This is a genomic window from Agromyces sp. MMS24-JH15 (assembly GCF_043518605.1).
GTDB lineage: Bacteria > Actinomycetota > Actinomycetes > Actinomycetales > Microbacteriaceae > Agromyces.
The window spans coordinates 787,766-799,837 of record NZ_CP171358.1 but is presented as its reverse complement, the minus strand read 5'-3'; the positions used below and the strand labels follow the sequence as shown (position 1 = coordinate 799,837).

At 71.0% G+C, this 12,072-nt stretch carries 10 protein-coding genes; 9 read left to right on the top strand and 1 reads right to left on the bottom strand.

Annotated features, from left to right (window positions below; translation table 11 throughout):
* Positions 1–21: 21 nt before the first annotated feature.
* A complete protein-coding gene (locus tag ACDF64_RS03580) occupies positions 22–1,395 on the bottom strand; it encodes an aminotransferase class I/II-fold pyridoxal phosphate-dependent enzyme (RefSeq protein ID WP_394553448.1) in 1,374 nt (457 codons plus the stop codon).
* A 232-nt stretch (positions 1,396–1,627) separates the two neighbouring features.
* On the opposite strand from ACDF64_RS03580, the gene ACDF64_RS03575 reads away from it, so the two are divergent.
* From ACDF64_RS03575 to ACDF64_RS03535, 9 genes are all read left to right on the top strand, one after another.
* A complete protein-coding gene (locus tag ACDF64_RS03575; protein WP_394553447.1) occupies positions 1,628–2,476 on the top strand; it encodes a nitrilase-related carbon-nitrogen hydrolase in 849 nt (282 codons plus the stop codon).
* A gap of 67 nt (positions 2,477–2,543) precedes the next feature.
* Entirely contained in the window at positions 2,544–3,980 is a 1,437-nt protein-coding gene (gene hydA, locus ACDF64_RS03570; protein ID WP_394553446.1) for a dihydropyrimidinase, read from the top strand.
* A 112-nt stretch (positions 3,981–4,092) separates the two neighbouring features.
* On the top strand, positions 4,093–5,109 hold the full coding sequence (locus tag ACDF64_RS03565) for a TIGR03842 family LLM class F420-dependent oxidoreductase (RefSeq protein WP_394553445.1): 1,017 nt from the start codon (positions 4,093–4,095) through the stop codon (positions 5,107–5,109).
* Positions 5,106–6,005: an ABC transporter permease gene (locus tag ACDF64_RS03560; protein WP_394553444.1), complete on the top strand. Its 900-nt coding sequence runs from the start codon at positions 5,106–5,108 to the stop codon at positions 6,003–6,005. Before ACDF64_RS03565 ends, ACDF64_RS03560 begins: the two co-directional genes overlap by 4 nt.
* Entirely contained in the window at positions 6,002–6,877 is an 876-nt protein-coding gene (locus tag ACDF64_RS03555; protein ID WP_394553443.1) for an ABC transporter ATP-binding protein, read from the top strand. Before ACDF64_RS03560 ends, ACDF64_RS03555 begins: the two co-directional genes overlap by 4 nt.
* A complete protein-coding gene (locus tag ACDF64_RS03550; protein WP_394553442.1) occupies positions 6,874–7,737 on the top strand; it encodes an ABC transporter permease in 864 nt (287 codons plus the stop codon). The genes ACDF64_RS03555 and ACDF64_RS03550 overlap by 4 nt, the downstream gene beginning before the upstream one ends.
* Before the next feature lie 151 nt (positions 7,738–7,888).
* A complete protein-coding gene (locus ACDF64_RS03545; RefSeq protein WP_394553441.1) occupies positions 7,889–9,025 on the top strand; it encodes an ABC transporter substrate-binding protein in 1,137 nt (378 codons plus the stop codon).
* A 74-nt stretch (positions 9,026–9,099) separates the two neighbouring features.
* A complete protein-coding gene (locus tag ACDF64_RS03540; RefSeq protein WP_394553440.1) occupies positions 9,100–10,425 on the top strand; it encodes an aspartate aminotransferase family protein in 1,326 nt (441 codons plus the stop codon).
* A gap of 3 nt (positions 10,426–10,428) precedes the next feature.
* Positions 10,429–11,967 (top strand): CoA-acylating methylmalonate-semialdehyde dehydrogenase, encoded by a 1,539-nt coding sequence (locus tag ACDF64_RS03535; protein ID WP_394553439.1) that lies wholly within the window; start codon positions 10,429–10,431, stop codon positions 11,965–11,967.
* Positions 11,968–12,072: the final 105 nt, after the last annotated feature.

Below are 12,072 nucleotides of genomic sequence, written 5' to 3'. Positions count from 1 at the left end.
GACCGGCGGGCTGCTCGGCCGTCACGCCCACCGGTGCTCGAGCGAGTACACCCCGGGCGGGTGCGGCAGCGCGGCGGCGGCGATCGCGGAGGCCACGCCCGAGGCATCCGCTCGGATCATGCCGGCCGTCACGCGCACGAACTCGCCCGCGCCCGCGGTGTCGGGCGCCAGGAACGGCGAACCGGGCGCGACCCGGATGCCCGCCGCAGCGAGCTGCACGAGCGCGAACCGCTCGTCGTGCACGGGGATCCAGGTGTTGATGCCGTCCGAGCGCGGCGCCTCGACGCCGTGCTCCGCGAGTGCGTTCGCGAGTGCGCGCTGGCGGGCGTAGTACTGGCGCGTGGCCTCGGCGACCTCGTCCATCGACTCGCCGTCGGTGAGCAGCGCGACGAGGATGCGCTGGAGCATGCGCGAGGTCCAGCCCGGGCCGAGCATGCGGCGGGCGACGACCTGGTCGAGGACGGCGGCGGGGCCGCCGAGCGCGGCGATCCGCAGGTCGGGACCGTGCGACTTCGAGAAGCTGCGCACGTGCACGACCCGGTCGGGCAGCCACCGGCCGAGGCTCACGTCGGCCGACGTCGAGATCTGGCCCGAGTGGTCGTCCTCGACGACGAGGACGTCGGCGCCGTTCGGATGGGTGCGCAGCACCGTGGCGAGCTCCTCGGCGCGCTCGGCCGTCATGGACGCGCCGGTCGGGTTCTGCGCGCGGGGCTGGAGCACGATCGCGCGGGGCTTGCGGGCGAGCGCGGCGCGCAGCGATTCCGGGGTCATGCCCTCGGCGTCGAGCGCGACCGGCACGGGGGCGGCGCCGAGCGCCTCGATGAGGTCGAAGAAGGGCGGGAAGCCGGGCACCTCGACCGCGACCCGGTCGCCGAAGCGGACGGATGCCTCGAGCGTCCGCGAGACCGCGTCGAGGGCGCCGTCGACGACCGTGATCCCCTCGGCCTCGTATGGCCAGCCCTCGCGCAGCACGCGCTCGAGCTCGGGGACGACCGGCAGGTCGTGGTAGCTGGGCGTCTCGGCGCTCGCCGACACGCGTGCGAGCGCGCGCTCGAGCCGCGGCAGGAGCAGCGGATCGGGCGTGCCGCGCGACAGGTCGAGCCGGGACGGGCCGAGGTGTCCCGCGAGTCCCTGCGTGCGCGGCGGGAGCCACGTGCCGTCGCGTCGGCGGACGAACGAGCCGGCGCGCCCGCGCGACTCGATCAGGCCGGCGCGCGCGAGCGCCTGCCACGCCTGGCTGACGGTGGCCGGACTCACGCCGAGCTGTGCGGCGAGCGCGCGGACGGTCGGGAGGCGCTCGCCGGGGGCGACCTCGCCGCTCGTGATGAGGCGCGCGACGCTCGCGGCGATGTCGCTCGGCGACGATCCGTCGATCTGCACGGATCCAGCGTGCATGGCTCTTGCCTCCCCCGATGCCGCGGCCCACAATGACTTACACGTACGTCACAGAGTGAAACACAAGGGAAATGTTCACGTCCAAGAATAACGAAACGGGCCGCAGGGCCCGGACCAGTGTTCTCGGCACCATCTCTCGGCGTCACCCCCGACCCCGGTAGGCCGCACCACGCGCGAACCCAGCGCACGCCCACCGCGGACGGCGACGATGCCGACCGTCACAGGAGGCAGCATGACCATCGTCCGAGCGGCCATCACGCAGACGACCTGGACCGGCGACAAGGACTCGATGCTCGACAAGCACGAGCAGTTCGCCCGCGACGCGAAGGAGCAGGGCGCCCAGATCATCTGCTTCCAGGAGCTGTTCTACGGGCCGTACTTCGGCATCACCGAGGACGTGAAGTACTACGACTACGCCGAGCCGGCCGACGGGCCGATCGTGCAGCGCTTCGCCGCCCTCGCGAAGGAGCTCGGCCTGGTGATGGTGCTCCCGATCTACGAGGAGGAGCAGCCGGGCGTCTACTACAACACCGCGGTCGTCGTCGACTCCGACGGCACGATCCTCGGCTCGTACCGCAAGCACCACATCCCGAACCTCGACAAGTTCTGGGAGAAGTTCTACTTCCGGCCCGGCAACCTCGGCTATCCCGTGTTCCAGACCTCGGTCGGGCCGATCGGCGTCTACATCTGCTACGACCGGCACTTCCCCGAGGGATGGCGCGAACTGGGCCTGAACGGCGCGCAGATCGTGTTCAACCCGAACGCCACCAAGCCCGGGCTGAGCAACCGGCTGTGGGAGATCGAGCAGCCCGCCGCCGCCGCCGCGAACGGCTACTTCGTCGCCGCCCCCAACCGCGTCGGCCGCGAGGACAACGAGTACGGCGAGCTCGCCGTCACGTTCTACGGCAAGAGCCAGTTCGTCGACCCGCAGGGCAACATCGTCGGCGAGTACGGCTCGGGGTCGAACGAGGAGGTCGTCGTGCGCGACCTCGACCTCGACATGATCCGGCAGGTGCGGAACGCCTGGCAGTTCTACCGCGACCGCCGTCCGGAGTCCTACACCAGCATCCCCAAGCCGTAGGTCTCGAGACGCGTCGACTTCGTCGGCGCTCCTCGACCACCGAGATTCCGAAGGAGTGAATCCCGAAATGACCACCACCCTCATCACCGGCGGCACCGTCGTCAGCGCGACGGGCCGATCCGAGGCCGACGTCCTCGTCGACGGGGAGCGCATCGTCGCGGTCCTCGCGCCCGGCAGCGAACTGCTCGGCACGGATGTCTCGGCCTCCGTCGACCGCATCGTCGACGCCACCGGCAAGTACGTGATCCCCGGCGGCATCGACGCGCACACGCACATGCAGCTGCCGTTCGGCGGCACCGAGGCATCCGACACCTTCGAGACCGGCACCCGGGCCGCCGCGCACGGCGGGACCACGTCGATCATCGACTTCGCGGTCCAGACCTACGGGCAGCGCATCGAGGACGGGCTCGCAGCCTGGCACGAGAAGGCCGACGGCAACTGCGCGATCGACTACGGCTTCCACCAGATCGTCGGCGACGTCACGCCGGAGTCCCTGGAGACCCTCCGCCGCCTGCCCGACGAGGGCATCACGAGCTTCAAGATGTTCATGGCGTACCCGGGCGTCTTCTACTCCGACGACGCGCAGATCCTGAAGGCGATGCAGGTGAGCCGCGACACCGGCATGCTCACGATGATGCACGCCGAGAACGGGCCCGCGATCGACGTGCTCGCCCAGCAGCTCGTCGACGCCGGCAACACCGACCCGTACTACCACGGCATCGCCCGCGCCTGGGAGATGGAGGAGGAGGCGACCCACCGCGCGATCATGCTCGCGAAGCTCACGGGTGCACCCCTCTACGTGGTCCACGTGTCGGCGAAGCAGGCGGTCGAGCAGCTCGCGTGGGCGCGCGACAAGGGCCAGAACGTCTTCGGCGAGACCTGCCCGCAGTACCTCTACCTCTCGCTCGAGGACCAGCTCGGGGCATCCAGCGACCAGTGGGGCGCGTTCGAGGGTGCGAAGTGGGTGTGCTCGACCCCGCTGCGCTCGCGCGCCGAGGGCCACCAGCACTCGATGTGGCAGGCGCTGCGCACGAACGACCTGCAGATGGTCTCGACCGACCACTGCCCGTTCTGCATGAAGGACCAGAAGGAGCTCGGCCTCGGCGACTTCCGGAAGATCCCGAACGGCATCGGCTCGATCGAGCACCGCATGGACCTCATGTACCAGGGCGTCGTCACCGGGGAGATCACGCTCGAGCGCTGGGTGGAGCTCACCAGCACCACGCCCGCGCGCATGTTCGGGCTGTACGGCCGCAAGGGCGTCATCCAGCCGGGCGCCGACGCCGACATCGTCGTCTACGACCCGAACGGGCACACGTCGATCGGGCTCGACAAGACGCACCACATGAACATGGACTACTCGGCCTGGGAGGGCTACGAGATCGACGGGCACGTCGACACCGTGCTGTCCCGCGGCAAGGTGATCGTCGACGACGGCGCGTACCTCGGCGCCAAGGGCGACGGGAAGTACCTGAAGCGCGGCCTGAGCCAGTACCTGATCTGAGATCACCGGTGGTCGAGTAGCGCCGACGAAGTCGACGCGTATCGAGACCGGGGAACCTGGTCTCGATACGGCCGCAGGCGGCCTACTCGACCAACGGAGGAAAGGAACCCACATGGAATTCGGCGCCGTCCTCCAGACGAATCCCCCCGCCGCGCGCACCGTCCAGCTCGCGAAGCTCGCCGAGGCGCACGGGTTCAGCCACGTCTGGACCTTCGACTCGCACCTGCTCTGGCAGGAGCCGTACGTCATCTACAGCCAGATCCTCGACCAGACCAAGCACATCAAGGTCGGCCCGTTCGTGACCAACCCGGCAACGCGGGACTGGACGGTCACGGCGAGCATCTTCGCCACGCTGAACGACATGTACGGCAACCGCACGATCTGCGGCATCGGCCGAGGCGACTCGGCCGTGCGCGTGACGAACGGCCGGCCGACGACGATGGCCGAGCTCCGCGAGTCGATCCACGTGATCCGCGAGCTCGCGAACTCGCGCCCGGTCGAGTACAAGGGCGCGACGCTGCAGTTCCCGTGGTCGCAGGGCTCGAAGCTCGACGTCTGGGTCGCCGCCTACGGCCCGATGGCGCTGAAGCTCACGGGCGAGGTCGGCGACGGGTACATCCTGCAGCTCGCCGACGTCGACATCGCCGCCTGGATGATCAAGACGGTCCGGGATGCCGCGGAGGCGGCCGGGCGCGACCCGATGTCGATCAAGTTCTGCGTCGCGGCGCCGTTCTACATCGGCGACGACTGGCAGCACATGCGCGACCAGTGCCGCTGGTTCGGCGGCATGGTCGGCAACCACGTCGCCGACATCGTCGCGAAGTACGGCGAGCACGGCGACGTCCCCGACGCGCTCACCGAGTACATCCGCGGACGCCAGGGCTACGACTACAACACGCACGGCAAGGCCGACAACGACCACGTGGACTTCGTGCCCGACGAGATCGTCGACCGGTTCTGCCTGCTCGGCACGGCCGCGGACCACATCGAGAAGCTCAAGCAGCTCGCCGAGCTCGGCGTCGACCAGTTCGCCGGCTACCTCCAGCACGACAACAAGGAGGAGACCCTGCGGGTCTACGGCGAGACGGTCATCCCCGCCATGTCCAAGCACATCACGGCGAAGCGATGAGGAGCACCCGGGCGCGGGCATGGCTCTGGGGCGCGGTGGGCGTGATCGCCTTCGCGGCCCTCTGGGAGCTGTACAAGTTCGTCGGGCCGGCCGACGGCTGGCTCGTCGGCGCGCAGGAGGGCGTGACCGGCAGCGGCATCCGCCTGCTCCCGCGCGCGAGCGACCAGGCCATGCCGCACGTCTGGGAGATGTTCGAGCGCATCGTCACGCCGGTCACGCGCGCGCCGGGCGCGCTCCCGCTCGGCACGGTCGTGCTGCTCGCGGCCGTCACGAGCCTCGGCGTCGCAGCGCTCGGATGGCTCGTGGGCGTCGTCGTGGGCTTCGCGCTCGCGCTCCTCATGCTCGGGTTCCGGATCGCCGAGCGCGCGGTGCTGCCGTTCGTCATCCTCAGCCAGACCGTCCCGCTCATCGCGCTCGCGCCGCTCATCCGCAACTGGGGCTCGCGGCTCGAGTTCGGCGAGTTCAGCTGGGAGAGCTGGATGTCGGTCGTGATCATCGCGAGCTACCTCGCGTTCTTCCCCGTCGCGGTCGGCGCGCTGCGCGGCCTGCAGAGCCCCGACGTGATCCACCTCGAGCTCATGCGCACGTACGCGGTCGGCTGGTGGCCCACGCTGTTCCGCCTGCGACTGCCCGCGAGCGTGCCGTTCCTCATCCCGGCGCTCCGGCTCGCCGCGGCGAACGCGGTCGTCGGCACCGTCGTCGCCGAGATCTCGGTCGGATTCAGCGGCGGCATCGGCCGGCTCATCCTCGAGACCGCGGTCGCGGCATCCAGCGACCCGGCGAAGCCGTGGGCGCCGATCTTCGGCGCCGTGCTTCTCGGGCTCGTCGCCGCCGGATTCGTCGCGCTCCTCGCCGCCTTCCTCACCCCGTTCCGCCGACAGGAGACCGTCGCATGACCTCGCCCACGCCCTCGACCCGCCAGTCGGCCGGCCCCGTCTCGCCCGCCGGCGCCGCCGAGGCCGTCCGCGTCACCGGCGTCGAACGGATCTTCCCCGGCGCGAAGGGGTCGAGCGTCACGGCCCTCACGGGCATCGACCTGGTCGTCTCCGGCGGCGAGTTCGTCTCGCTCATCGGCCCGTCCGGCTGCGGCAAGTCGACGCTGCTGCGGCTCATCGCCGACCTCGACGAGCCGACGGCCGGCGACATCCGGGTGTTCGGCGAGACGGCGCGCGCCGCGCGCATCGGCCGGTCCTACGGCATCGCGTTCCAGCAGGCCGGCCTCCTGCCGTGGCGGACCGTGGCCGCGAACATCGAGCTCCCGCTCCAGCTCCACGGCGTCGACAAGGCCGCGCGGCGCGCCCGCGTCGACGAGCTCGTCGAGCTCGTCGGGCTCGGCGACTTCGCCCAGCACTACCCCGACCAGCTCTCGGGCGGCATGCAGCAGCGCGTCGCGATCGCCAGGGCGCTCGCCGAGCGCCCGCGGCTGCTGCTGATGGACGAGCCGTTCGGCGCGCTCGACGAGATGACGCGCGAGCGGATGCAGACCGAGCTCCTCCGGATCCGCGCCGAGACCGGCGCCGCGGTCGTGTTCGTCACGCACTCGATCCCCGAGGCGGTCTACCTCAGCGACCGGGTCGTCGTGATGTCGCCGCGCCCCGGCCGCATCACCGACGAGATCGACGTGCGACTCGGCGCCGCGGCCGAACGCGGCGAGGACCTCCGCGAGGCCGAGTCGTTCTTCGCCGGCGTGACCGCGGTGCGCGAGGCGCTGCACGGTCCCGCGGCCGCACCCGCGACCGGCGGCGCGCGAGGGGTGGACCTCCGGTGAGCGCGCCCGCCGACACCGGGTTCGCGGCCGTCGTGAGCCCGCGACCGCCGCGCCGCGGCACGGGTCGCGCGGGCGGCGGGCCCGTCGGCCGGGCCGAACCGGGTGGATTCCGCGGATTCCTCCGGCTCGTCGTGCCGCCCGTGCTGCTCTTCATCGTCCTCGTCGCGCTCGTCGAACTCGTCGTCGTCGCCGCGGGCATCCCCCCGTTCGTGCTGGCGAGCCCGTCCGCGATCTGGGCGCAGCTCGTCCAGTACGCGCCGCAGGTGCTCGAGGCGACGCTCGCCACGGGCCTGAACGCGCTCATCGGCCTCGTCGCCGGGGCCGTGCTCGGCGTGGTCGCGGCGATCCTCGCGAGCGGGGTGAAGGCGATCGACGGCATGCTCGGGCCCGTCGTGGCATCCGTCGCCGTCGTGCCGATCGTGGCGCTCGCGCCCGTGCTCTACACGATGTTCGGCTCGACGTCCGAAGTCGCGCGCATCATCGTGGCATCCATCGCGGTGTTCGTGCCGATCTTCCTGAACACGCTGCGCGGGCTCCGCCAGGTGCGGCCCGTGCACCGCGACCTCATGCGCGCGTACGCCGCGACCCCGCAGCAGGCGACCCGCGCCGTGACGATCCCGTCGGCGCTGCCGCACTTCTTCACGGGCCTGCGCATCGCATCCTCGCTCGCCGTGATCTCCGCGCTCGTCGCCGAGTACTTCGGCGGCCCACGCCAGGGACTCGGCTCGGCGATCACGACCGCCGCCGCGTCGAGCGCGTACGCCCGCGCCTGGGCGTTCGTGATCGGCGCGATCCTGCTCGGCCTCGTCTTCTTCGCCCTCACCAGCCTGCTCGAGAGGATCGCATCCCGACACCGCTAGCCCTGCCCTGCCCTGCCACGGCCCGACCCGCCCGACCCGACCCCAGCATCGCCGGCCGACGACGTCCGGTCCCAGCCCCCGGCCCCAGCCGGACGGAACCGCACCACCGCACCATCCCAGCAATGCACCACCACCAGGAGGAGGAACGCACATGATGCGCAACCGCATGATCGCGGGGGCGGCGCTCGCAGCCGCATCCGCACTCGTGCTCGCCGGCTGTTCGAGCGGGGGCACCGACAGCGACAGCACCGACGGAGGCGACGAGCTCACCCACGTGACCCTGCAGCTGCAGTGGCTCACGCAGGCGCAGTTCGGCGGCTACTACCTCGCCAAGGCCAACGGCTACTGGGAGGACCTCGGCCTCGACGTCGAGATCATCCCCGGCGCGGTCGACATCGTCCCGCAGGACGTGCTCGCCGCGGGCGACGTCGACTTCGCGGTCGCGTGGGTGCCGAAGGCGCTCGCGTCGATCGAGGCCGGCGCCGGCATCACCGACATCGCGCAGATCTTCGAGCGCTCGGCGACCCTGCAGGTCTCGTGGGCCGACAGCGGCATCAGCGGCCCCGCGGACCTGTCGGGCAAGCAGGTCGGCAGCTGGGGCTTCGGCAACGAGTGGGAGCTCTTCGCGGGCCTCACCGAAGCGGATGCCTCGGGCTACACGATCGTCCAGCAGAACTTCGACATGAACGCGCTGCTGAACCACGAGATCGACGCCGCGCAGGCCATGACCTACAACGAGTACGCGCAGCTGCTCGAGGCCGTGAACCCCGACACCGGCGAGCTCTACCAGCCCGAGGACTTCTCGGTCATCGACTGGAACGAGGTCGGCACGGCCATGCTCCAGGACGCGATCTGGGCGAACACCGAGCGCCTCGAGAGCGACCCCGAGTACGCCGACACCGCGGTGAAGCTCATCCAGGGAGCCATCCTCGGCTGGATCGACCAGCGCGACGACCCGCAGGCCGCGGCCGACGCGGTGACCGCCGCCGGCTCGACCCTCGGCACCAGCCACCAGCTGTGGATGGCGAACGAGATCAACAAGCTGATCTGGCCGTCGACCTCGGGCATCGGCCACATCAACGACGACCAGTGGGCCGCGACCGTCGAGATGGCGCTCGCCACGAAGAACCAGGACGGCGCGCAGGTCATCACGACCGACCCGCCGGACTCGGCCTTCACCAACGAGTACGTCGACCAGGCCCTCGAGAACCTCAAGGCCGACGGCGTGGACGTGACGGGCGAGTCCTACGAGCCCATCGAGGTCACCCTCAACGAGGGCGGCAACTAGCAACACCCGGTGGTCGAGGAGCGTCGGGCTCCCCGCGCTCCTCGGCCACCACCGAACGAAAGGCATTCCACCCCATGACCGACACCGTCGCCGATCTCGACGCCCGCGCGCGCGAGCTCGACCAGGCGCACGTCTTCCACTCCTGGTCCGCGCAGTCGCAGACCTCCTCGCTCGTCGTCGCCTCCGGCCGGGGCGTGCGCGTCTGGGACCACGCCGGGCGCGAGTACCTCGACTTCGCGAGCCAGCTCGTGAACCTGAACATCGGCCACCAGCACGCGTCCGTCGTCTCGGCGATCACCGAGCAGGCGTCGCTGCTGACGACGATCGCGCCGGCGACCGTGAACCTCGCCCGGGGCGAGGCCGCGAAGCGCATCGTCGCGCGAGCGCCCGAGGGGTTCGAGAAGGTCTTCTTCACCAACGGCGGTGCGGATGCCAACGAGAACGCGATCCGGATGGCCCGCCTGCACACCGGCCGTGACAAGGTGCTCTCGACCTACCGCTCGTACCACGGCAACACGGGCGCCGCGATCGTGTCGACCGGCGACTGGCGCCGCATCCCGAACGAGTTCGCGCGCGGGCACGTCCACTTCTTCGGGCCGTACCTCTACCGCTCCGAGTTCTGGGCGACGACGCCCGAGCAGGAGTCCGAGCGCGCGCTGCAGCACCTCCGCCGCGTGATCGAGGCCGAGGGGCCGTCGTCGATCGCCGCGATACTCCTCGAGAGCGTGCCCGGCACCGCCGGCATCCTCGTCCCGCCGCCCGGCTACCTCGCGGGCGTCCGCGAGCTCTGCGACCGGCACGGGATCCTGCTCATCCTCGACGAGGTCATGGCCGGCTTCGGCCGCACGGGTCGCTGGTTCGCGTTCGACGGCTACGACGTCCGCCCCGACCTCATCACGTTCGCGAAGGGCGTGAACTCGGGCTACGTGCCCGTCGGCGGCGTCATCATCGACGCGCCGATCGCGGCCACGTTCGACGACCGCGTGTTCCCGGGCGGACTCACCTACTCGGGGCATCCGCTCGCCATGGCCTCGATCGTGGCGACGCTCGACGCGATGGCCTCCGAGGGCATCGTCGAGCACGCTCGCGAGATCGGCGAGACCGCGATCGGCCCGGCGCTGGCCGACTTCGCCGACCGGCTGCCCGTCGTCGGCGAGGTCCGCGGCGAGGGCGTGTTCTGGGCGATCGAACTGGTCGCCGACCGCGAGACCCGCGAGCCGCTCCCGGCCGCCGGGATGGCTCGCATCAAGACCGGCCTGGTCGATCGGGGGCTGCTCCCGTTCGTGCAGGACAACCGGATCCACGTGGTGCCGCCGTGCGTCGTCACGGCAGACGAGGTCGCCGAAGCCGTGGCGATCTACGATGAAGTACTGAGCACCGCACTCGAAGGAGAGGGCTGACTCATGAGCCAGACACTGACCGAAACCACCCCCGCCGAGGCCGCCGAGGTCCCGTTCGTCGAGCACTGGATCGGCGGGGCATCCGCCTCGGGAACCGGCGAACGCACCGGACCGATCTTCGACCCCGCCCGCGGCGTCGTGCAGAAGCGCGTGCGCTTCGCGACCGCGGACGACGTCGACGCTGCGGTGCGGGCGGCGACCGCCGCGCTCGCGTCGTGGAGCGAGACCTCCATCTCGAAGCGCCAGCAGGTGCTGTTCGCGTTCCGCGAGCTGCTGAACGCGCGCAAGGGCGAGCTCGCGGAGATCCTCACGAGCGAGCACGGCAAGGTGCTCTCGGATGCCGCGGGCGAGATCGCGCGCGGCCTCGAGGTCGTCGAGTACGCGTGCGGCATCGCGCAGCTCCTGAAGGGCGAGTACTCGGAGCAGGCGTCGAGCGGCATCGACGTCTACACCGTGCGCCAGCCGATCGGCGTGGTCGGCATCATCTCGCCGTTCAACTTCCCCGCGATGGTGCCGCTGTGGTTCTTCCCGATCGCGATCGCCGCCGGCAACACGGTCGTGCTGAAGCCGAGCGAGAAGGACCCGAGCGCGTCGATCTGGCTGGCGGAGCTCTTCGCGGAGGCGGGCCTGCCCGCGGGCGTCTTCAACGTCGTGCACGGCGACAAGGAGGCCGTCGACGCGGTGCTCGAGCACCCCGGGATCGCCTCGGTCTCGTTCGTCGGTTCGACACCGATCGCGCAGTACATCTACGAGACGGCGGCGCGGAACGGCAAGCGCGTGCAGGCGCTCGGCGGCGCGAAGAACCACATGCTCGTGCTCCCCGACGCCGACCTCGACCTCGTCGCCGACTCGGCCGTGAACGCGGGCTTCGGCTCGGCGGGCGAGCGCTGCATGGCGATCTCGGTCGTGCTCGCGAGCGACGCGGTCGCCGACGACCTCGTCGCCAAGGTCAAGGAACGCATGGCGGGCCTGAAGACCGGCGACGGGCGCCGCTCGTGCGACATGGGCCCGCTCATCACGCAGCAGCACCGCGACAAGGTGGTCACGTACATCGACCAGGCCACCGCGGACGGCGCCGAGGTCGTGGTCGACGGGCGCGACGGCGAGTTCGACGGCGAGGCATCCGGCTTCTGGCTGGGGCCGACCCTCATCGACAAGGTGCCGCTCGACTCGACCGTCTACACGGACGAGATCTTCGGGCCGGTGCTCTCGATCGTCCGGGTCGAGGGCTACGAGGAGGGCCTCGGCATCATCAACCGGAGCCGCTACGGCAACGGCACGGCGATCTTCACGAACGACGGCGGCGCCGCCAGGCGCTTCCAGCGCGAGGTGCAGGTCGGCATGGTCGGCGTGAACGTGCCGATCCCGGTGCCGGTCGCGTACCACTCGTTCGGCGGCTGGAAGGCGTCGATGTTCGGCGACGCGAAGGCGTACGGCCCCGCGGCCGTCGCGTTCTTCACGCGCGAGAAGGCGATCACGAGCCGCTGGCTCGACCCGGCCACGCACGGCGGGATCAACCTGGGGTTCCCGCAGCACGACTGAGTCGCGCCGATCCCGCCCGCCGGTCCCGAGGTCCGGCGGGCGGGTGCGTCCCGGCGAGCGGCTCCGTCCCGGAGGGCGGGTCCGTCCCGGCGGGCGGGGTCCCCA

Excerpts from the sequence above, each read along its gene's own strand:
- ACDF64_RS03580 (WP_394553448.1), bottom strand. The coding sequence starts at position 1,395 with ATGCACGCTGGATCCGTGCAGATCGACGGATCGTCGCCGAGCGACATC.
- ACDF64_RS03535 (WP_394553439.1), top strand. The coding sequence starts at position 10,429 with ATGAGCCAGACACTGACCGAAACCACCCCCGCCGAGGCCGCCGAGGTC.
- ACDF64_RS03555 (WP_394553443.1), top strand. The coding sequence starts at position 6,002 with ATGACCTCGCCCACGCCCTCGACCCGCCAGTCGGCCGGCCCCGTCTCG.
- hydA (WP_394553446.1), top strand. The coding sequence starts at position 2,544 with ATGACCACCACCCTCATCACCGGCGGCACCGTCGTCAGCGCGACGGGC.
- ACDF64_RS03575 (WP_394553447.1), top strand. The coding sequence starts at position 1,628 with ATGACCATCGTCCGAGCGGCCATCACGCAGACGACCTGGACCGGCGAC.
- ACDF64_RS03565 (WP_394553445.1), top strand. The coding sequence starts at position 4,093 with ATGGAATTCGGCGCCGTCCTCCAGACGAATCCCCCCGCCGCGCGCACC.
- ACDF64_RS03540 (WP_394553440.1), top strand. The coding sequence starts at position 9,100 with ATGACCGACACCGTCGCCGATCTCGACGCCCGCGCGCGCGAGCTCGAC.
- ACDF64_RS03560 (WP_394553444.1), top strand. The coding sequence starts at position 5,106 with ATGAGGAGCACCCGGGCGCGGGCATGGCTCTGGGGCGCGGTGGGCGTG.
- ACDF64_RS03545 (WP_394553441.1), top strand. The coding sequence starts at position 7,889 with ATGATGCGCAACCGCATGATCGCGGGGGCGGCGCTCGCAGCCGCATCC.